This window comes from Streptomyces fragilis, from assembly GCF_003112515.1.
Taxonomy (GTDB): domain Bacteria; phylum Actinomycetota; class Actinomycetes; order Streptomycetales; family Streptomycetaceae; genus Streptomyces; species Streptomyces fragilis.
In genome coordinates, this window is record NZ_BEVZ01000009.1 from 137,789 (window position 1) to 160,623 (window position 22,835).

A 22,835-nucleotide genomic window follows, 5' to 3' on the forward strand; every position below is an offset into this window, starting at 1 on the left:
AGTGCGGCGACGGGCGGGGAGATGACGATGACGAACAGCGCGACGACCGACGGGGCGGTCACGGCCGGGAGCCTGGCGCGATGGCGCCGCACGGCGGCACGGACGGGTCCGGCGGACCGCTCCACCGCGGAGGAGGGCGTGCGCCTCGCCTACCGCAGGGCGGGACTGCCCGGACCGGAGCGGATCGTGTGGACCGGTTCGCCTCGCGAGGCCGTGACCCTGCTGCTGGAGTCACCAGGGCTGGGACGCAGCGTGCGCGACGCGGTGCGCACGGCGCCGTGGGCGGCCGAACGCGCCAGGCTGGGCGAGAGGTTGGGACCGGCCGGCTGGGGCGCCCGCTGGGCGGCGACGGGCGGACTGCTGTGGGAGACCACCCGCCTGCTCACCGACCGGATCGCCGCGGCCCTGACCGACGAACTGGCCGGGGACGACGCGGCGTCACGGACCCGGATACGCCTGCTGCTCCTGGACGCGGTGCTCGGCCAGCACGACGCGGCCTGGCTGTCCGCCTTCGACACCGGGCGCGCTCCGCTGGACGGGCTGGCCGCGGTGGCGGACGCCGCCGGCTGGTGGTGGCCCTACGAGAACGCCGCGGTGCTCTGCGAGCGTCCGGCGGAGCTGCACCGGGACGAGAACGGGCGGCTCGACCGGGGCGACGGCCCGGCTCTCGCCTATCCGGACGGATTCGCGCTGTACGCCTGGCGGGGCATGCCGGTGCCGGCCGCGTTCCTGGCGGAGCTCCCGTCCCTGACGCCGGAGCGGATACGCGGCGAGGAGAACGCGGAGCTGCGGCGGGTGATGCTGGAGCACTACGGCTACGACCGTTACCTCGCCGACTCCGGCGCGCGGCCGCTGCACCGGGACGAGGCGGGCGTGCTGTGGCGGATCGACCTGGCGGACGACGAGCCGGTGGTGATGGTCGAGGTGGTGAACTCGACGCCGGAGCCGGACGGGACGTTCCGCACGTACTGGCTGCGGGTTCCGCCGCGCACCCGGACCGCCCGTGAGGGCGTCGCCTGGACGTTCGGTCTCACCGAGGAGGCGTACGAACCCCTCCGCGAGACCTGAGCGCCGGTGCCGCACGGACCCACGGCGCCTGCCGAACGATCCCGGTCCGCGCCGCTGCGCGACGGCGGTCAGCTCGCGGTGAGCGCCACCTTGAGGGCGCCGGTCTGACCGGCGCGGGAGAAGACGTCGTACGCCTCGTCCATCTCCTGCAGTCCGAAGCGGTGCGTGATGAACCCGCCGACGTCCAGTCCGCCGGAGGCGACCATCTTCAGCAGGGTCGGCGTGGTGCTGGTGTCGACCAGGCCGGTGGTCATGGTGACGCCCTTGATCCACAGGTCCTCGAGGTGCAGGGTGACCGGCTCGCCGTGCACGCCCGCGTTGGCGATGTGTCCGCCGGGCCGGACCAGTTCCGTGCACTGCTCGAAGGTCGCCGGGATGCCGACGGCCTCGATGGTGACGTCCGCGCCGAGGCCGTCGGTCAGCTCGAGGACCTTGGCCCTGACGTCGTCGTCGGGTGCGAGCGCGACGTGGGCCCCGTGCCGCAGGGCGGCCTCCCGTCGCTGCGCGGCCGGGTCGACGGCGATCACCTGACGCGGGGAGAAGAGCTTGGCGGTCGTCATGGCCGCGAGGCCCACCGGCCCGGCGCCCACCACCACGACCACGTCGCCCGGCGAGACCCTGCCGTTGAGCACGCCGATCTCGTAGGAGGTCGGCAGGATGTCGGCGAGCAGCAGCGCGTCCTCGTCCGAGACGCTGTCGGGCAGCTTGTACGTGGAGGTGTCGGCGAACGGGACGCGGACGTATTCGGCCTGCACGCCGTCGATCAGGTGCCCGAGGATCCAGCTGCCTCCGCCGGTGCACAGGCTGTAGCGGGACTCCCGGCAGAAGCGGCAGCGGCCGCAGGAGGTGATGCAGGAGATCAGCACCCGGTCGCCGGGGGCGACGTTGGTGACCGAGTCGCCCACGCTCCGCACCGTGCCGACGGCCTCGTGGCCGAGGATCCGGCCGGGCGTCACCGCGGGGACGTCGCCCTTGAGGATGTGCAGGTCGGTGCCGCAGATCGTGACCGCGTCGATCTTGATCACCGCGTCGGTGGAGTCCTGGACCTCGGGATCGGGGACGTCCTCCCAGGAGCGCTGTCCGGGTCCGTGGAACACGAGAGCCTTCATGGGTGTCGGCCTCCTGAGGTCGGGCGGGAACACCCCCCGCTCCAGGCTAGGGAGCCTTGCGCCCGCCCGCACCCGCGGGACGCTCAGCCCTGCAGCGGCGCCCGCATCACCACCCGGGCGCCCCGGGCGGCGGTGCACTCGCGGGTGAGCGAGCCGCCGAGTTCCTCGGTGCGCCGGGCCAGCCGGGCCGGCCACGCGTCGCCGGTCCCGTCACCCGTCCCACCGCCGGTTCCACCGCCGACCCGGTCGCCGGCCCGGTCGCCGGTCCCGTCGTCGGTGACGGTGAGCGTGACCTGTCCGTCGGCCGTCCCCAGCACCACGTCGGCGCGGCCGGCCCCGGCGTGCCGCGCGACGTCGGCCAGCGCCTCGCCGAGCACGGCCAGCACGTGGTCGCCGAGGGCCGCCGGGACGTCGTTGTCGATCAGGCCGTCGGTGCGGACGCTGGGGGTGAACCCGAGCTCGCGCGCCGCCTCGGCGACGGTCCGCACCACCCGGGAGCGCAGTCCGGCGCCGGTGAGGTCGTCGCGTGAGCGGAGCCCGAAGATGGTCGACCGGATGATCTTGATGGTCTCGTCCAGGTCGTCGACCGCCTGCGCGACCCGCTCGGAGGCCTGCGGGTGGTCGATGAAGCGGCCGGCGCTCTGCAGCGTCATGCCGGTGGCGAAGAGCCGCTGGATCGCCAGGTCGTGCAGGTCGCGGGCGATCCGGTCGCGGTCCTGGAGCATCGCGATCTGCTCGGCCTCGCGGCGCCGGTCGGCGAGCTCCATGGCGACGGCCGCCTGGGCCGCGAAGCCCTGCAGCGGCTCGATCTCCATCGCGCTGAACCCCGTCAGGCCGGTCTCCCGGACCAGCAGCACGACGCCGCGCACGTCGGCGACGCCGCTGCCGATGGGCAGGGCGACCGCGGGGCCCATGCCGGCCGTGCGGGGCAGCGCGGTGAGCGCCTTCTCGTCCTTGGAGACGTCGTGCACCACCACCGGGTGCCCGGTGGCGAAGGCCCGGCCGATCAGGCTGTCGTCCTGGGCGAGCACCAGTCCGCGGTACTCCTCGGCGTCCTCGCCGAAGGCGAGCTCCAGCACCAGGGAGCCGGTGCCCTCCACCGGCACCGCCACCACGGCGATCTGCGCTCCGGTGACCTCGTGGGCCCGCTCGGCGATCAGCGCCAGCGCCTCGCCGCGGTCGCTGCCGGACATCAGGCTGCGGGTGATCTCCGCGCCGGCCCGCAGCAGCCGCTGGCGCAGCAGGGACTCCTCGTACAGGCGGGCGTTCTCGATGGCCACCCCGGCCGCCACGGCCAGGGTGGAGAGCACGGCGACGTCCTCCTCGTCGAAGGTCTGGCCGTTGCCCTTCTCGGTCAGGTAGAGGTTGCCGAAGACCTTGTCGCGGACCCGGATCGGGACGCCGAGGAAGCTCTCCATCGGCGGGTGGTTCGTCGGGAACCCGTAGGACTCCGGGTGGTCGGAGAGCCGGTCCAGGCGCAGCGGCTCGGGGTGCCGGACGAGCTGGCCGAGGATGCCGTGTCCGGCCGGGAAGCTGGAGATCCGGGCGATCCGGTCCTCGTCCACACCGACCATGTAGAACGAGGAGAGTCCCTCGCCGTCGGGGGTGAGGACGCCGAGGGCGCCGTAGCGGGCGTCGACGAGGACGGTGGCGGACTCCACGACTCCGCGCAGCACCTGCTCCAGGTCGAGCTCCCGGCCCACCGAGAGCACCGCCTCCAGCAGGCTGTGGATCCGGTCCCTGGTGCCACGGGCGGCCTGCAGACGCCCCTGGAGCTCGTCCAGCAGGTCGTCCAGCCGCAGGTGCGGCAGGCGTACCTCGTGACGGGCCGGGTCGTCCGTGTCGTTCACCGGTGTCCTCCCGTAGACCTGCCCTTCACGCGCCGCGACGCATATGCCAACGGTAGCGGCCGGACGGCCGCGCCCGGTACGGGCGGGGGCGATCCACGGCGGGAGCGTCCGCCCCCGGCAGGGGGGAAGGGTCTCTCACCGGTGACCGTCGCGCACCTGGGTGGCGATGACGGCCGCCTGGACGCGGCGCTCGACCCCGAGCTTGGCCAGCAGGCGGGATATGTGGTTCTTGACCGTCTTCTCCGCGAGGAACAGCCGCTCGCCGATCTGCCGGTTGGTGAGCCCCTCCCCGATCAGGTCCAGTATCTCCCGCTCGCGCTCGGTGAGGTCCGGGAGACGGACGGCGGCCGGGCGGCGGGTCTCCTCGCCGCGCAGCCGGCGCATCAGCCGGGCGGTCGCCGACGGGTCGAGCAGCGAGCGCCCGGCGGCCACCGAGCGGACCGCGGCGACCAGGTCGGAGCCCTGGATCTGCTTGAGCACGTAGCCGGCGGCCCCGGCCATCACCGAGTCCAGCAGCGCCTCGTCGTCGTCGAAGGAGGTGAGCATCAGGCAGGCGAGGTCCGGCATGCGGGAGCGCAGCTCCCGGCATACGCTCACCCCGTCGCCGTCGGGCAGCCGGACGTCCAGCACGGCCACGTCCGGGCGCAGCGCGGGAGCGCGGACGAGGGCCTGGGCCACCGTGGCGGCCTCACCGACCACGGTGAGGTCCGGCTCGTCGTTCAGGAGGTCGTGCACCCCGCGCCTGACCACCTCGTGGTCGTCGAGAAGAAAGACCCGGATCGGGCTCGCGGGGCCGGCCGGCCGGCTGTCCGCCATCGGTTGCTCCTTGTCGTTCGGCAGGGGTGTCACTCCGACCGATCATGCCTCGGTCCTGGGCCTTCGGGCCAGGGCCGACAGGCCCTGACCGGCCCCGCGAGGGGCCCGCGCAGCCCGCACGACCTACTGGGGAGCATGCCATGGTCCGTTACGTGTACGACTTCGCGGAGGGCGGCCGGGAGATGGCCGGCCTGCTGGGCGGCAAGGGGGCCAACCTGGCGGAGATGACCCGGATGGGCCTGCCGGTGCCGCCCGGTTTCGTGATCAGCACGGAGGCGTGCCGGGCGTACCTGGCCACCGGGGCCGAGCCCGAGGGGCTGGCCGCGGAGGTGGCCCGGCACCTGGCAGCAGTGGAGGAGTCGGCCGGGCGGACGCTGGGCCGGCCGGACGACCCGCTGCTGCTGTCGGTGCGCTCCGGGGCCCGCTTCTCGATGCCGGGGATGATGGAGACGATCCTGAACGTCGGCCTCACCGACGGGTCGGTCCACGGTCTGGCGCGGGTGTCCGGCAGCGAGCGGTTCGCCTGGGACTCCTACCGCCGGCTGCTGCAGATGTTCGGCGCGACGGTGATGGGCGTGCCCGCCTCCCGGTTCGAGGAGGCGCTGGGGGCGCTGAAGGAGCGCCGTGGCGCGCGCGACGACCTGGGGCTGGACGCGGAGGACCTGGCGGGGCTCGCCGGCGTCTTCAAGGACCTGATCCGGCGGGAGACCGGCGAGGAGTTCCCGCAGGATCCGGCCGAGCAGCTGCGCCGTGCCGTCCTGGCGGTGTTCGAGTCGTGGAACGGGGAGCGGGCGCGGCTCTACCGGCGCCGCGAGCACATCCCGGACGACCTGGGCACCGCGGTCACCGTGCAGCGGATGGTGTTCGGGAACCTGGGCGCGGACTCCGGCAGCGGCGTGGCGTTCACCCGCGACCCGGCGACCGGGCGGCCCGGGGTCTACGGCGACTACCTGCCGGACGCGCAGGGCGAGGACGTGGTGTCCGGCATCCGCAACGCGGTGCCGCTGGCCGACCTGGAGCGGCTGGACGCCACCTCGTACGGGCGGCTGCTGGAGATCATGGAGACCCTGGAGCGGCACTACAGGGATCTGTGCGACATCGAGTTCACCGTCGAGCGCGGCGAGCTCTGGATGCTGCAGACCCGGGTCGGCAAGCGGACCGCCGAGGCGGCGTTCGCGATCGCGGACGCGCTGGTACGGGAAGGGCTGATCGACCGCCGGGAGGCACTGGCGAGGGTGGGCGGCGAGGGCCTGGCCCGGCTGATGTTCCCCCGGTTCGACGCGGACCGTACCGGCGAGCCGCTGGCGCACGGAGTGCCCGCGTCGCCGGGCGCGGCGGTCGGCGCGGCGGTCTTCGACTCGGCGGAGGCGGCGCGGCGGGCCGCGGCCGGCGAGCGGGTGGTCCTGGTCCGCCAGGAGACCAACCCGGACGACCTGCCGGGCATGGTGGCCGCGCAGGCCGTCCTGACCAGCCGGGGCGGCAAGACCAGCCATGCGGCGGTGGTGGCGCGCGGCATGGGCAAGGTGTGCGTGTGCGGGGCCGAGGAACTGGTGGTGGACACGGCGGCCCGCCGGTTCACCGCGCCGGACGGCACGGTGGTCGAGGAGGGCCGGGTGGTCTCGGTGGACGGCTCCTCGGGCGCCGTGTACCTGGGCGCGGCGCCGCTGGTGCCCTCGGAGGTGATGCGCCGGCTGGAGGGTGGCGTCGACGGCGCCGCGGAGGCCGCGGAGGAGGGCGGTCTGGTCGCGGCCGTGACGCGCGCCCTGGAGCAGGCGGACTCCGTGCGGCGGCTGGAGGTGCGGGCCAACGCGGACACCCCCGAGGACGCGGCCCGGGCCCGCCGCTTCGGCGCGCAGGGCATCGGCCTGTGCCGCACCGAGCACATGTTCCTCGGTGAGCGGCGGCAGCTGGTGGAGCGGATGATCCTGGCCTGCACCCCCGGCGACCGGGAGCAGGCGCTGGACGCGCTGCTGCCGCTGCAGACGGACGACTTCGCCGGGATCCTCGAGGCGATGGACGGCCTCCCGGTCACCATCCGGCTGCTGGACCCGCCGCTGCACGAGTTCCTGCCGGACCGCGTGGAGCTGTCGGTGCGGGTCGCCACCGCCGAGGCGCGCGGGGAGCGCCCCGAGCAGCGCGACCTGGAACTGCTGGCGGCCGTGGACCGGATGCACGAGGAGAACCCCATGATGGGCCTGCGCGGCGTGCGGCTGGGCCTGGCGGTGCCGGGTCTGGTGGCCATGCAGGTGCGGGCGGTGGCCTCGGCGGTGGTCGCGCGCGTCCGGGCCGGCGGAGACCCCCGCGCCGAGATCATGGTGCCGCTGGTGGGCGACGTGGAGGAGCTGCGGCTGGTGAAGGCCGAGGTGGAGCGGGTCCTGGCGGAGGTCGGCGAGGAGTCCGGCGTGACGGTGGACTGCCCGGTCGGCACGATGATCGAGCTGCCCCGCGCGGCGCTGACCGCCGGCCCGATCGCCGAGGAGGCCGCCTTCTTCTCCTTCGGCACCAACGACCTCACCCAGACGACCTGGGGTTTCTCCCGCGACGACGTGGAGGCGGAGTTCTTCCCCGGCTACATCGACCGTGGTGTGTTCGCCGCCTCCCCGTTCGAGACGCTGGACGAGGAGGGGGTGGGGCGGCTGGTGCGGATCGCCGTCGAGGAGGGCCGTCGGGCCCGTCCGGACCTGCAGATCGGGGTCTGCGGCGAGCACGGCGGCGACCCGGCGTCGGTCCACTTCTTCCACGCGGCGGGACTCGACTACGTCTCCTGCTCGCCGTTCCGCGTGCCGGTGGCCCGGCTGGAGGCGGGCCGGGCGGCTCTGTCCCACGGGCACGGCGGGCACGGCGGGGACGGGGACGGCAAGGACGCGGACGGCAGGGACGCGGACGGCGGCGGCGGGGGCGGCGGCCGCTGACCAGGGCCGGGTGACGGGGCCGAAGGACCCTGGCGGCACGGTGCGCCGCGCGGTTGCATGGAACGTGACCGCCCGCGCGCCCGGCGCCGGCCCGACCACTGGACTCGCTCATGCACCTCGACGACGCCACTGGGCGCACCGTGACGGCGGGCGGTCGCGCCGAGCCGTCCTCCGACGCCCGGACGGGCGGCCCGGAGGCCCGCCGCGGCATTCCCCTCGACGAGGCCGAGGCGCTGCGGCTGATGTCCACGGTGTCGCTGGGCCGGCTGGTGTTCACCCGGCAGGCACTGCCCACGGTGCGTGCGGTGAGCCACCTGCTCGACGACGGGGACATCGTCATCCGCACCCCGGACGCCGCCGCGCTGCTCGCGCACGGCCTCCCGGACGCGCGGCGTGGTGTGGTGGTGGCGTACGAGGCGGGCTCCATCGATCCGCGCACCCACCTCGGCTGGAGCGTCTCGGTCACCGGCTACGCGCTGCCGGTGGAGGACCGGGCGGACCTGGAGCGCTACCGCTCCCTGCTCCGTCCGCTGGGCCCGCCGCACGCCGACCGTCCGGTGCGGATCCGTCCCGAGCTGGTCACCGGTGTGCTGCTGGTGCGTGAGGACGGCGGCGCCGACTGACGGCGGCGAAGGCACGGCCGCCCGGCCCGTCGGGGCACCGGTCACGGGTTGAGGCTGCTCATGATCTCCGTCGTGGCGGACAGCCCGTTGTGGATGGTGGGGGCCATGCTGGTGCCGGCCAGGCAGAAGCCGAGCAGCACGCAGATCGTGGCGTGCGAGAGCTTGAGCGATCCGCAGCGCAGCAGGATGGTGGCCAGGATCAGCAGCAGGACCACCACAGAGATGGATACGGCCATCGGATTCTCCTCCACCGCACGCCCGGTTCACGGCTTTCGGCCGCAAGTGTGGCGCAGTGGGCGGAACGTCCGAGTGGTTGACGTGTCCGCCGAACGTGTGGTGTTCCGGCGGCCGGGAGGCGGCGGGACGGGCGCGCGGCCCGCCGCCTCCCCGGGCGCCCTAGGCCAACGGGGCGCGCAGGTCGACCAGTTCGGCCAGCCGCTCCTTGTGCCGGCCGGCCGTGCCGTAGGCGAGGGAGTCGACCTTGGCCCGCTTGAGGTGGAGGTGGGTCGGGTGCTCCCAGGTCATGCCGATGCCGCCGTGCAGCTGCACCGCCTCCTCGGTCGCGTGGACGGCGACGCGGCTCGCGAACACCTGGGCGACCGCGACCGCCGTCGGGGCGTCCTCGCTGCCGGTGGCCAGTGCGTCGGCGGCGGCCCTCGCGACGGCGCGCAGGTTGACGACGTCCAGCCAGATCCTCGCCAGCCGGTGCTTGATCGCCTGGAAGCCGCCGACCTGCCGGTTGAACTGCTTGCGTTCCTTGAGGTAGCCGACCGTCTCGGTCAGCACCTGCTCCGCGACGCCGAGCTGCTCGGAGGCGAGCAGTCCGGCGCCGGCCCGCAGGGCGCGCGCGACGGCCTCGGGGGCGCCGCCGGCCACCTTGCGCGCGGCCGCCCCGTCGAGGGTGACGGCGGCCACCGGGCGGGTGAGGTCGAAGGAGACCCGCGGGTCGACGGTCACCCCGCCGGCCGTCGTGTCCACGGCGTACAGGGCGCCGTCCTCGCCGGGCACCAGCAGCACGTCGGCCACCTGGGCGTCCGCGACGCCGGTGAACGCGCCGTGCAGCGCCCCGGCCTCCACCCGGGCGGTGGGCACGGCGGCGCCGGGAGCGGTGTGCAGCGGGACGGCGAGGACGCCGAGGGTCCGGCCGGAGGCGAGGGCGGCGAGCAGCCGGTCGGCCTCCTCCCCGGAGCAGGCCAGCAGCGCCTCGGTGGCGACGACGGCGCTGGTCAGGTACGGCACCGGCGCGACGGCACGGCCCAGCTCCTCCAGCACCACCGCGGCCTCGCGGTGACTCGCGCCCTGCCCGCCGCGCTCCTCGGGGACCAGCAGGCCGGCCAGCCCCATGTCCTCGGCGAGGCTCTTCCACAGCGTCCGGTCGTGCGGCTCGCCGGACTCGGTGCGCGCGATCACGGAGGCGGCGTCGCACCGGTCGGCGAGCAGGTCGCGGACGGCGGCGCGCAGGTCCTCCTCCTCCTGCGAGTAGAGCAGGTCGGGGGTGGTGGCGGGGGCGCTCATCGGGCCAGGTCCTTCCAGGCGACGTCCTTGTCGGTGCGCGGCTCGGCGGGCAGGCCCAGCACGCGCTCGGCGACGATGTTCAGCAGGACCTCGCTGGTCCCGCCCTCGATGCTGTTGCCCTTGGAGCGCAGGTAGCGGTAGCCGGCGTCGCGGCCGGTGAAGTTGACCTGCTCGGGGCGGACCATCGTCCAGTCCTCGTACAACAGGCCCTCTTCGCCGAGGAGTTCGACCTCGAGGCCGCTGATCTGCTGGTTGAGGCGGGCGAAGGACAGCTTCATCCCGGCGCCCTCGGGGCCGGGCTGTCCGGCGACCAGCTGCTGGCGCAGCCGGGCGCCCGTGAGGCGGGCGGCCTCGGCCTCGACCCACAGGTCGAGCAGCCGCTGGTGGAGGTCGTGGGTGCGCAGGTCGGGGCGGTCGCGCCAGGTGGCGGCGACCTTGCCGATCATGCCGCCCTCGCGCGGGATCGGAGAGCCGCCGATGGCGACGCGCTCGTTGTTCAGGGTGGTCTGCGCGACCCGCCAGCCGTCGCCGACCTCGCCGAGGCGGTGGGCGTCGGGGATCCGGACATCGCTGAGGAAGACCTCGTTGAACTCGGCCTCGCCGGTGATCTGCCGCAGCGGGCGGACCTCGACGCCGGGGTCGGTCATGTCGCAGACGAAGTAGGTGATGCCGCGGTGCTTGGGCACGTCCGGGTCGGTGCGGGCGATCAGGATGGCCCAGCGGGCGAGGTGGGCGCTGGAGGTCCACACCTTCTGCCCGTTGACGACCCACGTGTCGCCGTCCTTCACCGCGCGCGTTCCGAGCGCGGCCAGGTCGGAGCCGGCGCCGGGCTCGCTGAAGAGCTGGCACCAGACCTCCTCGCCGAGCCACAGCGGGCGCAGGAAGCGCCGCTTCTGCTCCTCGGTGCCGTACTGGAGGATGGTCGGCGCGGCCATGCCGAGGCCGATGCCGATGCGGCGCGGGTCGTTGTCCGGCGCGCCGGCGGCGGCCAGTTCGGCCTCCACCACGGACTGCAGGGTGCGGGGCAGGCCGAGGCCGCCGAGGCCCTCGGGGAAGTGGACCCAGGCCAGGCCGGCGTCGAAGCGGGCCTCCAGGAACGCCTTGCGGTCGGTGGTGGCGGGCGGGTGCGCGGCCAGGAGTTCCCGGGTGCGGCGGCGCAGGTCGTTCGCGTCGGTCATGCGGCGGCTCCGTTCTCCAGCGAGGGGACCACCACGACACGGCCGGTGGTGGCGCCTTCCCAGACCCGCTGCACGGCGTCGGCGGCGCCGCTCAGCGGCACCCGCTCGCTCACCAGCGGCCTGACGGCGCCCTTCGCGGCCAGCTCGGTGAGCTGCTCGTGGCAGTGCTGGACCAGCTTCGGGTTCTTGGTGTTGTACAGGCCCCAGTGCAGGCCGAGGATCGCGTAGTTCTTCACCAGCGCGTGGTTGAGGGCTGCGCTCGGGATGGTGCCGCTGGCGAAGCCGATCACCACGATGCGGCCCTCGAAGGCGACCACCTTGGTGGACTGCCGGAACGCCTCGCCGCCGACCGGGTCGTAGATCACGTCGGCGCCGCGGCCGCCGGTCGCCTCCTTGACGGCGGCGATGACGTCCTCGCTCCTGCGGTCGATCACCACGTCGCACCCGAGCGAGCGGGCGACGGCGGCCTTCTCCGGGCCGCCGACCACACCGATCACGGTGGCTCCGGCGGCCTTGCCGAGCTGGACGGCGGCGCTGCCGACCCCGCCCGCGGCGGCGTGCACCAGCAGCGTCTCGCCCGCCCGCAGCGCGGCGCGGCGGTGGAGGGCGAACCAGCTGGTCTGGTAGCCGATGTGCAGGGCGGCCGCCTCGGCGTCGTCCAGCGCCTCGGGGGCCGGCAGCAGGGCGCGGGAGTCGGCGAGGGCGTACTCGGCGAAGCCGCCGTGCGGCAGGACGGGCGTGGCCAGGACGCGGCGGCCGTCCTCGGTCTCGCCGCAGATCTCCACCCCGGGGGTGAAGGGCAGCGGGGGCCGCACCTGGTACTCCCCGCGGCACATCAGGCCGTCGGGGAAGTTGACGTTGGCGGCGCGCACCTTGAGGAGGACCTGGTGCGCGCCGGGCTCGGGCGGCTCGGTCTCCACGGGGCGCATCACCTCACGGGGTGCGCCGTTCTCGTGCACGTGCCATGCCTGCATGGTGGGCCTCCCACGGCTGCCGGTGTCCTTGCCCGACGTCGGCGTCGCCGGCGTCGCTGTCGTCCCCGGCGCATACTAAGCGGTCGCTTGCCGCCAGGGAACCCTGTGACGCGGCAAACCGCCCCGGCGGGCCGCAGCCGGCCACCCGCGGGTGCCGCCGCCTGTCCTCCCCGGCGTCCTTCCGGCGAACCGCCCCGGCGGGCCGCCACGGCCGGCGCCCCTGCGCGCGTGTCAGCGCCGGGATGAGCCCGCCCGCGCTGGGAACCTGGACGGCATGTTGCTGGTGCGTGTTGCCGCCGTGTCCCGCGAGGTCGCCGCCACCTCCTCGCGGTCCCGCAAGAAGGCCCTGCTGGCAGGGCTGTTCCGCGAGGCCGGGCCCGAGGACGTGCCGGTGGTGATCCCGTACCTGGCGGGCCGCCTCCCCCAGGGGCGGCTGGGCATCGGCTGGAAGACCCTCGGCGCCCCCGTCGAGCCGGCGTCCGCGCCCTCGCTGACCGTGCTGGAGACCGACCGCGAACTCACCGCGCTGAAGGCGGTCGCCGGGCCCGGCTCGCAGGCCGAGCGCCTCCGGCTGGTGACCTCGCTGATGTCCCGCGCCACCGAGGAGGAGCAGGCGTTCCTGGTCGCCCTGCTCACCGGCGAGGTCCGCCAGGGCGCCCTGGACGCCGCCGCCGCGGACGGCCTGGCCGAGGCCTCCGGGGCTGCGCCCGAGGACGTGCGCCGGGCCGTGATGCTGGCCGGCGGACTCGCCCCGGTCGCCGAGGCGCTGCTGGCCGACGGGCCGACGGCGCTGGAGCGCTTCCGCCTGACCGTGGGCAGCCCGGTGCTGCCGATGCTGGCCCAGAGCGCGCCCACGGCCACGGACGCGGTCGCCCGCCTCGGCGGGGCGGCGGCGGTCGAGGAGAAGCTGGACGGCATCCGCGTCCAGGTGCACCGCGACGGCGACGAGGTCCACGTCTTCACCCGCACCCTGGACGAGATCACCGACCGGCTCCCCGAGGTCGTCGCCGCCGCCCGCGAGCTGCGCGGCGAGCGCCTGATCCTGGACGGCGAGGTGATCGCGCTGGACGAGCACGGCCGTCCCCGGCCCTTCCAGGAGACCGCCGGACGCATCGGTTCGCGCACCGACGTGTCCTCGGCCGCCCGGGCGGTGCCGGTCTCCCCCGTCTTCTTCGACGTCCTGCACGCCGACGGCCGCGATCTGATGGACCTGCCGTTCGCGGAGCGTCACGCCGAGCTGGCCCGCCTGGCGCCCGGGCCCCGGCGGGTGCGGCGCGCCGTGGTGCGCGGGCCCGAGGACGCCGCCGCGGCGGAGGACTTCCTCGCCGCGACGCTGGAGCGGGGCCACGAGGGCGTGGTGGTGAAGTCGCTGGACACCCCGTACAGCGCGGGCCGCCGCGGCGCGGGGTGGCTGAAGGTGAAGCCGGTGCACACCCTGGACCTGGTGGTGCTGGCCGCCGAGTGGGGCAGCGGGCGGCGCGCGGGAAAGCTGTCCAACCTGCACCTGGGCGCCCGCACGGCGGACGGCGGCTTCGCGATGCTCGGCAAGACCTTCAAGGGCATGACCGACGAACTGCTGCGGTGGCAGACCGGGCGACTCCGGGAGCTGGCCGTGGAGGAGCATTCCTGGGGCGTCACCGTCCGGCCCGAGCTGGTGGTGGAGATCGCCTACGACGGCCTGCAGCGCTCCACCCGCTACCCGGCCGGCGTCACCCTGCGCTTCGCCCGGGTGCTGCGCTACCGCGAGGACAAGAGCGCCGCGGAGGCGGACACCGTGCGGACGCTGCTGGCCACGCACCCCGGGGTGACCCGGTGAGCGGCGGCCGCCGCAGCGCGGGCCTGCTGCTCCACCGGCACACGGCCGGCGGCGAGCTGGAGGTGCTGCTGGGCCACATGGGCGGTCCCTTCTTCGCCCGCCGCCGGGCGGGCGCCTGGACGATCCCCAAGGGCGAGTACGAGGCGGACGAGGAACCCTTCGCGGCGGCGCGGCGCGAGTTCCGCGAGGAGCTGGGGCTGGAGCCGCCGGACGGCCCCGCCGTGCCGCTCGGCGAGGTGCGGCAGGCCGGCGGCAAGACGGTCACGGTCTGGGCCGTCGAGGCGGACCTGGATCCGGCCGAGGTCGTCCCGGGCACCTTCGAGATGGAGTGGCCCCGCGGATCGGGCCGCCTCCAGGCCTTCCCCGAGCTGGACCGGGTCGCCTGGCTGCCGGTCGGGAGGGCCGCCGAGGTGGTCGTGAAGGCGCAGGCCGAGTTTCTGAGCCGCCTCGCTGAGCACTCGGCGTCCGGTGGACCACCTGCGGGAGAACCGCACAGCGAGTGAGGAGTTGGTCGGGCATGCCCATCGCCACCGTGAACCCGGCGACCGGTGAGACGGTCCGGACGTTCGACGCCGTCGGGCCGGACGAGATCGAGCGCAGGCTCGCCGCCGCCGACGCGGCGTTCCGCGACTACCGGACCACCTCCTTCGCGGAGCGCGCCGGACTGCTGCACCGGGCCGCGGACCTGCTGGAGAAGGAGAACGAGGAGATCGCCCGGACGGTCACCACCGAGATGGGCAAGCCGATCACCCAGGCCCGCGCGGAGGCCGCCAAGTGCGTCAAGGCGATGCGCTGGTACGCCGACCGCGCGGAGGCGCTGCTGGCCGACGAACACCCCGACCCGGCCGACGTCGCGGACTCCGGCGGCTCCCGGGCGGTGGTGCGCTACCGGCCCCTCGGCCCGGTGCTGGCGGTGATGCCGTGGAACTTCCCGCTCTGGCAGGTGGTCCGGTTCGCCGCGCCCGCGCTGATGGCCGGCAACGTGGGCCTGCTCAAGCACGCCTCGAACGTCCCGCAGACGGCCCTCCACCTGGACGGACTGTTCCGCCGGGCGGGCTTCCCCGAGGGCTGCTTCCAGACCCTGCTGGTGGGCTCGGCCGAGGTGGAGAAGATCGTGCGCGACCCGCGGGTGCGGGCCGCCACGCTCACCGGCAGCGAGCCCGCCGGGCGGGCGGTGGCCGCGGCGGCGGGCGACGAGATCAAGCACACGGTCCTGGAGCTGGGCGGCAGCGACCCGTACGTGGTGATGCCCTCCGCGGACCTCGACCGGGCCGCCGAGGTCGCCGTCACCGCGCGCAACCAGAACGCGGGGCAGTCCTGCATCGCGGCCAAGCGCTTCATCGTGCACACCGACGTCTACGACGCCTTCGCCGAGCGGTTCACCGCCGGCGTGCGGGCGCTGAGGGTCGGCGACCCGATGGACGAGTCCACCGACGTCGGCCCGCTCTCCTCCGAGCGGGGCCGGGCCGACCTGGAGGAGCTGGTCGACGACGCGGTCTCCCGGGGCGCCCAGGTGCTCTGCGGGGGCCGCCGCCCGGACGGGCCGGGCTGGTTCTACGAGCCGACGGTGCTGGCGGGCATCACCCCCGACATGCGCGTCCACCGCGAGGAGACCTTCGGGCCGGTGGCCACGCTGTACCGGGCCGGGGACCTGGAGGAGGCGGTCGCGATCGCCAACGACACCTCGTTCGGGCTGAGTTCCAACGTCTGGACGGCGGACGAGGCGGAGGTCGAGCGGTTCGCCCGCGACCTGGAGGCGGGCGGCGTCTACGTCAACGGCATGACCGCCTCCCACCCGGCCTTCCCGTTCGGCGGAGTGAAGCGTTCCGGATACGGACGGGAGCTTTCCGGCCACGGCATCCGGGAGTTCTGCAACATCACGACTGTTTGGCACGGAGCGTGACCCTTACGGGTCTACCATCCCCTTTGTGAACCGCGAAGTTACTCTCCCCCTGATCGTCGACAACGGCGGCACGTTGCAGGTGGCGGCCGCCGACGTCAGCAAGTTGCTGCGGGCGGTCGGCGGGCGGTGGGTGCGGCTGGTCGAGGACGGTCGTGACGACCTGGACGAGGACACGGTGGCGACCTTGACCATCGAACTCGCCAAGCTCGCCGACCGGATCGACGTGGCCTGCATCGCCCACAGCAGCGACCGCCCCTGACCCGCCCTCCCCCCTTCTCCCTCTTCCCCTCACCCCTCGAGCAGCGCGTCCCAGAACCCGGCTTCGTAGGACCGCAGCAGGCGGCCGTGCCGACGCACGGCCGCCTCGTCGATCCTGCCGGAGTCGGCCCACTCCTGGACGGCCGCGAGCACCGACTCCTCGTACGCCGGCGCCGGCTCGGCGAACAGGTCGAAGAACCCGCAGGCCGCGTCGTCCAGCCCGTAGTGCTCCCGCAGGCCGCGGGCGATGCGCGAGCAATAGCCGCCCCACGCCGAGAAGTTGGCGGCGAGCGCCAGCACGGTGCCGGCCGGGGCGGCGTTGATCGCCAGCCAGGCCACGAACGCCGGGTACGCCTGGCAGCCGGCCCGCAACTCGTACCCCTGCCCGTCCGGCCCGTCCGGCCCGTCCGGGAGGGCGTCGACGGCGCGGGCGAAGACGTCGAGGCGGAGCGCCGCCTCCTCCTCCCCGCGGGCCAGCTCCGCGTAGTAGGCGGCGCACCGCGGCATCCCCGCGGCGCGTTCCGCGAGCCGCAGGAAGGCCCGCCGGTCGGCCGCGACCACCGCCCGCTCCTCCGCCGCCAGTGCCCGCAGCAGCGCGGGCGCCGCCTCGCCGCGCTCGACGAGCGGCACCACCCGGTTGGCCCCGGGGTCGGGGGCGAACTCCGTCCTGGCCCGTTCCAGCAGGTCACCGGCGTCGATGCGCCCCATCGTCGGCCTCCCGTCCTCTCTCCTGACATCAGCCTTCCCCGGTTGGACCACTTCCGCGCGATATCCACGCGCGGCGGGGTGAGGCTGGGGGATGCACCGACACATCCCCACGAAAGCAGGTGCGGCACATGGCCACGTTGTGCAAACCCTCGGTGTCCGTGCCCGAGCATGTGATCACCATGGAGGAGACGCTGGAGCTGGCTCGCTCCCGTCACCACGACCACCCGCAACTCCCCCTGGCCCTCAGGCTGATCGAGAACACCGGGGTCCGCACCCGGCGCATCGTGCAGCCGATCGAGGAGACCCTGAAGCACCCCGGTTTCGAGGACCGCAACAAGATCTACGAAGCCGAGGCCAAGGCCCGCGTCCCCGCCGTGGTGCGCGAGGCCCTGGACCACGCCCAGGTCCTGCCGAGCGACATCGACGTCATCATCTACGTCTCCTGCACGGGCTTCATGATGCCGTCGATGACCGCCTGGCTGATCAACGAGATGGGCTTCCACTCCACGACGCGGCAGATACCGATCGCGCAGCTCGGTTGTGCGGCCGGCGGAGCCGCCGTGAACCGGGCACACGACTTCTGCACCGCCTACCCGGAAGCCAACGCGCTGATCGTGGCGTGCGAGTTCTGCTCGCTGTGCTACCAGCCCACCGACCTGGGCGTCGGCTCGCTGCTCTCCAACGGCCTCTTCGGTGACGGCATCGCCGCCGCCGTGGTCCGCGGACAGGGCGGCACCGGCATGCGGCTGGAGCGCAACAGCTCGTACCTGATCCCCAAGACCACGGACTGGATCTCGTACGACGTCCGGGCGACCGGGTTCCACTTCCTGCTGGACAAGCGGGTGCCGGGCACCATGGAGCCGCTGGCCCCCGCCCTGCACGACCTGGCCCGCGCCCACGCGTGGAACGCCTCCGAACTGGACTTCTACATCATCCACGCCGGCGGCCCGCGCATCCTCGACGACCTGACCAAGTACCTGCGTGTCGAGCCGCACGCCTTCCGGTTCAGCCGTGCGACGCTGACCGAGTACGGCAACATCGCCAGCGCCGTCGTGCTGGACGCCCTGCGCCGCCTGTTCGACGAGGGCGGCGTCGAGGACGGGGCGCGCGGCATGCTCGCCGGCTTCGGGCCGGGTATCACCGCCGAGATGTCGGTGGGCACCTGGCAGGTCGACGGCGGCGACCGGGCGCGACAGACGGCGGCCCGAGCGGTGCGGGCCCCGGCATGAGCCGCGGCCCCGACCACCGCCCTGGACGCGGACGGAGACGACACCCGAGATGACCTCCACCACCGACGAGGCCACCCCTTCCGCCATGCCCCCGGTGCGGGACTGGCCGGCGATCGACCTGCACGGCGCCGACTTCGACCCGGTCCTCACCGAGCTGATGCGCGAGGGCCCGGTCACCCGCATCTCCCTGCCCAACGGGGAGGGCTGGGCCTGGCTGGTCACCCGCTACGACGACGTCCGCGCGGTGACCAACGACCCCCGGTTCAGCCGGGCCGAGGTGATGGGCCGCCCGGTCACCCGGCTGGCCCCGCACTTCATCCCCGGTTCGGACGCGATCGGCTTCCTCGATCCGCCCGATCACACCCGCCTGCGCCGCTCGGTGGCCGCGGCGTTCACCGCGCGCGGCGTCGAACGGGTGCGGGAGAAGTCCCGGCGGATGCTGGACGAGCTGGTCGACGGCCTGCTCGCGAAGGGACCGCCCGCCGACCTCACCGAGACGGTGCTCAGCCCCTTCCCGATCGCCGTGGTCTGCGAGCTGATGGGCGTGCCGGCCTCGGACCGCGGGCTGATGCACGACTGGACCCAGAAGATCCTCTCCCAGTCGCACGGCGCCGAGGTCAGCACGAAGGCGCGCGAGGACATGTCCGCCTACTTCACCCGGCTGGTCGAGGAGCGGCGCGGCAGTGACGGCGAGGACGTCACCTCGCTGCTGGGCGCCGCCGTCGGCCGCGGCGAGATCACCGTCCGAGAGGCGGTGGGCCTGGCCGTCCTGGTGCAGATCGGCGGCGAGGCGGTCACCAACAACAGCGGGCAGATGTTCTACCTGCTGCTGACCCGCCCCGAGCTGGCCGAGCGGATGCGCGCCGAGCCCGGCATCCGGGCGAAGGCCGTGGAGGAGCTGCTCCGGTACATCCCGCACCGCAACGCGGTGGGGCTGTCCCGGATCGCCACCGAGGACGTCGAGATCCGCGGCGTGCGGATCCGGGCGGGCGACGTGGTGTACAACTCCTACCTCGCGGCCAACCGGGACCCCGAGGTCTTCCCGGACCCCGACCGGATCGACCTGGACCGCAGCCCCAACCCGCACGTCGCCTTCGGCTTCGGCCCGCACTACTGCGTGGGCGGCATGCTGGCCCGGCTGGAGTCCCAGCTCCTGGTGGACGCCCTGCTGGACCGCATGCCGGGGCTGCGGCTGGCGGTGCCGCCCGAGCAGGTGCCGTTCCGCAAGGGGGCCCTGATCCGCGGGCCCGAGGCCCTCCCGGTCACCTGGTGAGCGGCCGATGTCCATGACGGAAGGCCTGCTGGTGCCGCCCGGTCACGGCCGGACGGTGGCCACCCCGGCCCAGCACGTGACGTTCAAGGTGACCGGGGCCCACTCGCGGACCGCCTCCAGCTTCGAGGTGGTCGTGCCGCCCGGCTTCGACGTGGGCGCGCACGTCCACACCCGCAGCGAGGAGCTGTTCTACGTGCTGGAGGGCGAGCTGGACGTGCTCGCCTTCGAGCCGCGGGTGCGGACGCCCGACAACTGGCGGCGCTGGGAGTCCGTCTCCGGCAGCCAGGTGGTGCGGGCCGGCCCCGGCACCGTGATCGCCGTCCCGCCGGGCTGCCCGCACGCCTTCGCCAACCCGACGGACGCCCCGGCGCGGATGTTCTTCCAGGCCGCCCCGCCGCCGGACCACGAGCGGTACTTCGAGGAACTGCTGGAGATCCTCGCCGCCGGGGGCCCGCCGGACGAGGCGGCGATCGAGGCGCTGCGGGCGCGTTACGACATCCAGCAGCTCACGCCGCTCCGGCACGGCGGCGAGGTCCCGGCGGCCGGGCTCGCACCGTGAGGCCCGAGGGGGCGCGGGAGATTCCCGCGCCCCCTCGGGTGACGTGCCGGTCGTGACCGCCGGTGGCCGCCTCGGCGGTCCCTAGCGGATGTGGACGCCGGAGATGGTGCGGGCGATGACCAGGCGCTGGATCTCGCTCGTTCCTTCGAAGATCGTGTAGATGGCGGCGTCGCGGTGCATGCGCTCCACCGGGTACTCGCGGGTGAAGCCGTTGCCGCCGAGGATCTGGACCGCCTGGGCGGTGACCTTCTTGGCCGTCTCGCTGGCGAAGAGCTTGGACTGGGAGCCCTCGGCGCCGTTGAACGGCTTGCCGTTGACCGCCATCCAGGAGGCGCGCCACACCAGCAGGCGCGCGGCGTCGACGCTGGTGCGCATGTCGGCCAGCTGGAAGGCCACGCCCTGGTTGTCGATGATCGGGCGGCCGAACTGGACGCGGGTCTTCGCGTACTCCAGCGCGTAGTCGTAGGCGGCGCGGGCGGTGCCGACGGCCATCGCGCCGACCACCGGGCGGGATGCCTCGAAGGTCGCCATGGCGGCGTTCTTCACGCGCTCGCCGCCCGCCTTCTTGGCCTTCTCGCGGGCGCGGGCGAGGCGCTCGTCCAGCTTCTCCTTGCCGCCGAGCAGGCAGGAGCCGGGGACCCGCACGTTGTCGAGGACGACCTCGGCGGTGTGCGAGGCGCGGATGCCGTGCTTCTGGAACTTCTGGCCCTGGGAGAGGCCCTCGGTGTTCGGCGGGATGATGAACGAGGCGTGGCCCTTGGAGCCGAGCTCCGGTTCGACGACGGCGACCACCACGTGGACGTTGGCGATGCCGCCGTTGGTCGCCCAGGTCTTGGTGCCGTTGATCACCCACTCGTCCTTGGCCTCGTCGTAGACGGCGCGGGTGCGCATGGCGGCCACGTCGGAGCCGGCGTCCGGCTCGGAGGAGCAGAAGGCGGCCACCTTCACGTCGTCCGGGGTGCCGTACATCTGGGGGATCCAGGTGCCGATCTGCTCGTTGGTGCCGTTGGCCAGGACACCCACGGCGGCGAGACCGGTGCCCATGATCGACAGCGCGATGCCCGCGTCGCCCCAGAAGAGCTCCTCGGTGGCCATCGGGAGGCCCAGACCGGTCTGGTCGAAGTACTGGTTGGCGTAGAAGTCCAGAGAATAGATGCCGACCTTGGCCGCTTCCTGGATGATGGGCCAGGGGGTCTCCTCGCGCTCGTCCCACTCGGCGGCCGCGGGGCGCATCACATCGGCGGCGAACCCGTGGAGCCAGTCCCGGACCTCCTTCTGCTCGTCGTTGAGTTCCATGGTGAACTCGGCCATGACCCCTCCAGCGCTGCCGGCCGTGACTCCGGTCGTACATCGATAGCTGTTACTTGCGGTAACGGAAGTCTGTTACCGGCCGGTAGGAAAGTCAACCGTCTGTTTCCGCCCGGAACGACCCCCACCTGCGGAAGTGGGCATCGCCACGAGTTCCGGGCCTGAGGACCACCGGCGACCGATCAGTGTTACTTTGCGCAGGCATCGCCGAATACGCACGGGTGGGGAGAGCACCGACCATGGAGACGACGCAGCAGGGGACCCCGCAGCAGAGGTCCACCGAGCGGCGCCGCCGCGAACTGCTGGAAGCCGCGGACCGGGTGGTGCTCCGGGACGGACCGGGCGCCTCCATGAACGCGATCGCGGCCGAGGCCGGGATCACCAAGCCGATCCTCTACCGCCACTTCGGCGACAAGGGGGGACTCTACGCGGCCCTCGCCCAGCGGCACACCGACGCGTTGCTGGCCTCGCTCCGGGCGGCGCTGGACGCGCCCGCCGAGCAGCGGCGGGAGCGGGTGGAGCGCACGCTCGAGACCTACCTGACGGCCATCGAGGCGCGGCCGCAGGTGTACCGGTTCCTGATGCATCCCGCGGACGGCGGCTCCTCCGGCGAGCCCGGGTTCGACGTGGGGCGGCACTCGGCGCCGCTGCTGCGGCGGATGGGCGAGGAACTGGCGCAGGTCATCGAGGAGCGGGTCGACCTCGGCCCCGGCGGGCGGCAGCTGTCGCGGGCCTGGGGCCACGGCATCGTCGGCATGATGCACGCGGCCGGCGACTGGTGGCTGAGCGAGCGGCCCTGCCCCCGCGAGGAACTGGTCCGCAGCCTGGCCGACCTCCTGTGGGGCCGCCTCGCCGACGCGGGCGACCGCGCGGACGGCCCCGCGTTCTGACCGCGACCGGCCCTCCCGGCGCCTGCACCTTCCGGGCTCCCTGGCCCGCCCGGGCCCGGAACCGCCGCCGCTGCCGGTCCGGCCACCGACCCCACGGCGCCGAGCTCGGCCCGGGCCGAGCCGGGCGGCCCGGGTCCCGCGCCGGTGTGGCCGCGCGTGGCCGGAAATCGACGGACCGCCCCGCGGGGAACCGGACACGGCCGAAAACCGACGCCCCCGATCAGCCCCCCGTCGCCCGCGCGGCCTTGCGCAGGACGCGGCGCCGCCGGAAGCCGGTGAGGCGGTCCGCGTAGACCAGCCCGTCGAGGTGGTCGCACTCGTGCTGCAGGCACCGCGCGAAGAAGCCGGTGCCGACGACCTCCACCGGCTCTCCCGTGACGGAGAAGCCCCGCACCACCGCCCGGTCGAAGCGCGGCGTCCCCGCCTCCAGCCCCGGCAGGGACAGGCACCCTTCCGGCCCACGCACCGTCACTCCGTCGGCCTCCACCAGCCGCGGATTCACCAGATGACCGAGATGGCGCACGTCCTCGTCGTCCGGACAGTCGTAGACGAAGACCCGCAGCCCCTCCCCCACCTGGTTCGCCGCGAGGCCCACGCCCTGAGCCGCGTACATGGTGGCGAACATGTCCTCGACCAGTCGTTCGAGGTCCGGACCGAATTCCGTCACCTCCCGGCAAGGGCTGTGCAGCACGGGGTCCCCGTGCAGGGTGAGGGGTCGCACGCGCCCGTGGGCGCCGGGGATCGAACCGTGTCGCATGCCGGTCAGGGTACGGTCGGGGCAGGCCGTCCCGGTCCCGCGTGCCCCTCCGTCCTTCCCCCGTCACCGCCGGTCACGGTGCGATTCCG

21 protein-coding genes are annotated in these 22,835 nt (G+C 74.0%); 11 read left to right on the forward strand and 10 right to left on the reverse strand.

Going from position 1 to position 22,835, the window contains the following annotated elements:
- The first annotated feature begins 21 nt into the window (after positions 1-21).
- Positions 22-1,068 (forward strand): DUF6745 domain-containing protein, encoded by a 1,047-nt coding sequence (locus tag Sfr03f_RS26695; protein ID WP_174721658.1) that lies wholly within the window; start codon positions 22-24, stop codon positions 1,066-1,068.
- A 68-nt stretch (positions 1,069-1,136) separates the two neighbouring features.
- On the opposite strand, the gene Sfr03f_RS26700 is transcribed toward Sfr03f_RS26695, so the two are convergent.
- The 3 genes from Sfr03f_RS26700 to Sfr03f_RS26710 all read right to left on the reverse strand — a co-directional run bounded on the left by Sfr03f_RS26700 (position 1,137) and on the right by Sfr03f_RS26710 (position 4,843).
- A complete protein-coding gene (locus Sfr03f_RS26700) occupies positions 1,137-2,177 on the reverse strand; it encodes an alcohol dehydrogenase catalytic domain-containing protein (protein ID WP_108956737.1) in 1,041 nt (346 codons plus the stop codon).
- 83 nt (positions 2,178-2,260) lie between these two features.
- On the reverse strand, positions 2,261-4,027 hold the full coding sequence (locus Sfr03f_RS26705; RefSeq protein ID WP_108956738.1) for a sensor histidine kinase: 1,767 nt from the start codon (positions 4,025-4,027) through the stop codon (positions 2,261-2,263).
- Between the two features lie 135 nt (positions 4,028-4,162).
- Positions 4,163-4,843 (reverse strand): response regulator, encoded by a 681-nt coding sequence (locus Sfr03f_RS26710; protein ID WP_108956739.1) that lies wholly within the window; start codon positions 4,841-4,843, stop codon positions 4,163-4,165.
- A gap of 140 nt (positions 4,844-4,983) precedes the next feature.
- Between Sfr03f_RS26710 and ppdK the strand changes: the two genes are divergently transcribed.
- Together ppdK and Sfr03f_RS26720 are read left to right on the forward strand one after the other, a co-directional pair.
- Complete coding sequence (gene ppdK / locus Sfr03f_RS26715; protein WP_108956740.1) at positions 4,984-7,755, forward strand: pyruvate, phosphate dikinase; 2,772 nt, start codon at positions 4,984-4,986, stop codon at positions 7,753-7,755.
- Positions 7,756-7,865: 110 nt separating this feature from the next.
- Positions 7,866-8,378: a pyridoxamine 5'-phosphate oxidase family protein gene (locus Sfr03f_RS26720; RefSeq protein WP_108956741.1), complete on the forward strand. Its 513-nt coding sequence runs from the start codon at positions 7,866-7,868 to the stop codon at positions 8,376-8,378.
- Positions 8,379-8,419: 41 nt separating this feature from the next.
- Here the strand turns inward: Sfr03f_RS26720 and Sfr03f_RS26725 are convergent, their stop codons facing one another.
- From Sfr03f_RS26725 to Sfr03f_RS26740, 4 genes are all read right to left on the reverse strand, one after another.
- Positions 8,420-8,614 carry a hypothetical protein gene (locus Sfr03f_RS26725; RefSeq protein ID WP_108956742.1) on the reverse strand — a complete coding sequence of 65 codons (195 nt, stop codon included), beginning with the start codon at positions 8,612-8,614 and terminating at the stop codon, positions 8,420-8,422.
- A gap of 160 nt (positions 8,615-8,774) precedes the next feature.
- Positions 8,775-9,893: an acyl-CoA dehydrogenase family protein gene (locus Sfr03f_RS26730; RefSeq protein WP_108956743.1), complete on the reverse strand. Its 1,119-nt coding sequence runs from the start codon at positions 9,891-9,893 to the stop codon at positions 8,775-8,777.
- Positions 9,890-11,071 (reverse strand): acyl-CoA dehydrogenase family protein, encoded by a 1,182-nt coding sequence (locus Sfr03f_RS26735; RefSeq protein WP_108956744.1) that lies wholly within the window; start codon positions 11,069-11,071, stop codon positions 9,890-9,892. The genes Sfr03f_RS26730 and Sfr03f_RS26735 overlap by 4 nt, the downstream gene beginning before the upstream one ends.
- Complete coding sequence (locus Sfr03f_RS26740) at positions 11,068-12,045, reverse strand: NADPH:quinone oxidoreductase family protein (protein WP_108956745.1); 978 nt, start codon at positions 12,043-12,045, stop codon at positions 11,068-11,070. Before Sfr03f_RS26740 ends, Sfr03f_RS26735 begins: the two co-directional genes overlap by 4 nt.
- 274 nt (positions 12,046-12,319) lie before the next feature.
- Between Sfr03f_RS26740 and Sfr03f_RS26745 the strand changes: the two genes are divergently transcribed.
- From Sfr03f_RS26745 to Sfr03f_RS26760, 4 genes are read left to right on the forward strand one after another with little or no spacing between them, the layout of a single operon-like run.
- The gene (locus tag Sfr03f_RS26745) at positions 12,320-13,861 is read left to right on the forward strand and encodes an ATP-dependent DNA ligase (RefSeq protein ID WP_108956746.1); all 1,542 of its coding nucleotides are present in this window, start codon (positions 12,320-12,322) and stop codon (positions 13,859-13,861) included.
- Positions 13,858-14,364, forward strand: coding sequence for an NUDIX hydrolase (locus Sfr03f_RS26750; protein ID WP_245967775.1), 507 nt, complete (start codon positions 13,858-13,860; stop codon positions 14,362-14,364). Before Sfr03f_RS26745 ends, Sfr03f_RS26750 begins: the two co-directional genes overlap by 4 nt.
- Positions 14,365-14,378: 14 nt before the next feature.
- Positions 14,379-15,764 carry an NADP-dependent succinic semialdehyde dehydrogenase gene (locus Sfr03f_RS26755; protein WP_108956747.1) on the forward strand — a complete coding sequence of 462 codons (1,386 nt, stop codon included), beginning with the start codon at positions 14,379-14,381 and terminating at the stop codon, positions 15,762-15,764.
- A 25-nt stretch (positions 15,765-15,789) separates the two neighbouring features.
- Positions 15,790-16,023: a DUF6213 family protein gene (locus Sfr03f_RS26760; RefSeq protein WP_108956748.1), complete on the forward strand. Its 234-nt coding sequence runs from the start codon at positions 15,790-15,792 to the stop codon at positions 16,021-16,023.
- A gap of 29 nt (positions 16,024-16,052) precedes the next feature.
- Here the strand turns inward: Sfr03f_RS26760 and Sfr03f_RS26765 are convergent, their stop codons facing one another.
- Positions 16,053-16,730, reverse strand: a complete 678-nt coding sequence (locus tag Sfr03f_RS26765) for a transcriptional regulator (RefSeq protein ID WP_108956749.1) — start codon at positions 16,728-16,730, stop codon at positions 16,053-16,055.
- A gap of 128 nt (positions 16,731-16,858) precedes the next feature.
- Between Sfr03f_RS26765 and Sfr03f_RS26770 the strand changes: the two genes are divergently transcribed.
- From Sfr03f_RS26770 to Sfr03f_RS26780, 3 genes are read left to right on the forward strand one after another with little or no spacing between them, the layout of a single operon-like run.
- Entirely contained in the window at positions 16,859-17,959 is a 1,101-nt protein-coding gene (locus Sfr03f_RS26770) for a type III polyketide synthase (protein ID WP_108956750.1), read from the forward strand.
- A 49-nt stretch (positions 17,960-18,008) separates the two neighbouring features.
- Complete coding sequence (locus tag Sfr03f_RS26775) at positions 18,009-19,232, forward strand: cytochrome P450 (protein WP_108956751.1); 1,224 nt, start codon at positions 18,009-18,011, stop codon at positions 19,230-19,232.
- A gap of 7 nt (positions 19,233-19,239) precedes the next feature.
- A complete protein-coding gene (locus tag Sfr03f_RS26780) occupies positions 19,240-19,791 on the forward strand; it encodes a cupin domain-containing protein (RefSeq protein WP_108956752.1) in 552 nt (183 codons plus the stop codon).
- Between the two features lie 81 nt (positions 19,792-19,872).
- On the opposite strand, the gene Sfr03f_RS26785 is transcribed toward Sfr03f_RS26780, so the two are convergent.
- On the reverse strand, positions 19,873-21,102 hold the full coding sequence (locus Sfr03f_RS26785) for an acyl-CoA dehydrogenase family protein (RefSeq protein WP_108956753.1): 1,230 nt from the start codon (positions 21,100-21,102) through the stop codon (positions 19,873-19,875).
- A 236-nt stretch (positions 21,103-21,338) separates the two neighbouring features.
- Here Sfr03f_RS26785 and Sfr03f_RS26790 point away from each other — a divergent pair, with 236 nt between their 5' ends.
- A complete protein-coding gene (locus tag Sfr03f_RS26790) occupies positions 21,339-21,989 on the forward strand; it encodes a TetR/AcrR family transcriptional regulator (protein WP_108956754.1) in 651 nt (216 codons plus the stop codon).
- Positions 21,990-22,209: 220 nt separating this feature from the next.
- On the opposite strand, the gene def is transcribed toward Sfr03f_RS26790, so the two are convergent.
- A complete protein-coding gene (gene def / locus Sfr03f_RS26795) occupies positions 22,210-22,746 on the reverse strand; it encodes a peptide deformylase (protein ID WP_108956755.1) in 537 nt (178 codons plus the stop codon).
- Between the last annotated feature and the right edge of the window lie 89 nt (positions 22,747-22,835).

What these genes read in the sequence shown, in the direction of transcription:
- Sfr03f_RS26770 (WP_108956750.1), top strand. Translation starts at nt 16,859, where the DNA reads ATGGCCACGTTGTGCAAACCCTCGGTGTCCGTGCCCGAGCATGTGATC.
- Sfr03f_RS26700 (WP_108956737.1), bottom strand. Translation starts at nt 2,177, where the DNA reads ATGAAGGCTCTCGTGTTCCACGGACCCGGACAGCGCTCCTGGGAGGAC.
- Sfr03f_RS26780 (WP_108956752.1), top strand. Translation starts at nt 19,240, where the DNA reads ATGTCCATGACGGAAGGCCTGCTGGTGCCGCCCGGTCACGGCCGGACG.
- Sfr03f_RS26790 (WP_108956754.1), top strand. Translation starts at nt 21,339, where the DNA reads ATGGAGACGACGCAGCAGGGGACCCCGCAGCAGAGGTCCACCGAGCGG.
- Sfr03f_RS26710 (WP_108956739.1), bottom strand. Translation starts at nt 4,843, where the DNA reads ATGGCGGACAGCCGGCCGGCCGGCCCCGCGAGCCCGATCCGGGTCTTT.
- Sfr03f_RS26695 (WP_174721658.1), top strand. Translation starts at nt 22, where the DNA reads ATGACGATGACGAACAGCGCGACGACCGACGGGGCGGTCACGGCCGGG.
- Sfr03f_RS26745 (WP_108956746.1), top strand. Translation starts at nt 12,320, where the DNA reads ATGTTGCTGGTGCGTGTTGCCGCCGTGTCCCGCGAGGTCGCCGCCACC.
- Sfr03f_RS26720 (WP_108956741.1), top strand. Translation starts at nt 7,866, where the DNA reads ATGCACCTCGACGACGCCACTGGGCGCACCGTGACGGCGGGCGGTCGC.
- Sfr03f_RS26735 (WP_108956744.1), bottom strand. Translation starts at nt 11,071, where the DNA reads ATGACCGACGCGAACGACCTGCGCCGCCGCACCCGGGAACTCCTGGCC.
- Sfr03f_RS26725 (WP_108956742.1), bottom strand. Translation starts at nt 8,614, where the DNA reads ATGGCCGTATCCATCTCTGTGGTGGTCCTGCTGCTGATCCTGGCCACC.
- Sfr03f_RS26730 (WP_108956743.1), bottom strand. Translation starts at nt 9,893, where the DNA reads ATGAGCGCCCCCGCCACCACCCCCGACCTGCTCTACTCGCAGGAGGAG.
- Sfr03f_RS26785 (WP_108956753.1), bottom strand. Translation starts at nt 21,102, where the DNA reads ATGGCCGAGTTCACCATGGAACTCAACGACGAGCAGAAGGAGGTCCGG.
- ppdK (WP_108956740.1), top strand. Translation starts at nt 4,984, where the DNA reads ATGGTCCGTTACGTGTACGACTTCGCGGAGGGCGGCCGGGAGATGGCC.
- Sfr03f_RS26775 (WP_108956751.1), top strand. Translation starts at nt 18,009, where the DNA reads ATGACCTCCACCACCGACGAGGCCACCCCTTCCGCCATGCCCCCGGTG.
- Sfr03f_RS26740 (WP_108956745.1), bottom strand. Translation starts at nt 12,045, where the DNA reads ATGCAGGCATGGCACGTGCACGAGAACGGCGCACCCCGTGAGGTGATG.
- Sfr03f_RS26755 (WP_108956747.1), top strand. Translation starts at nt 14,379, where the DNA reads ATGCCCATCGCCACCGTGAACCCGGCGACCGGTGAGACGGTCCGGACG.
- Sfr03f_RS26765 (WP_108956749.1), bottom strand. Translation starts at nt 16,730, where the DNA reads ATGGGGCGCATCGACGCCGGTGACCTGCTGGAACGGGCCAGGACGGAG.
- def (WP_108956755.1), bottom strand. Translation starts at nt 22,746, where the DNA reads ATGCGACACGGTTCGATCCCCGGCGCCCACGGGCGCGTGCGACCCCTC.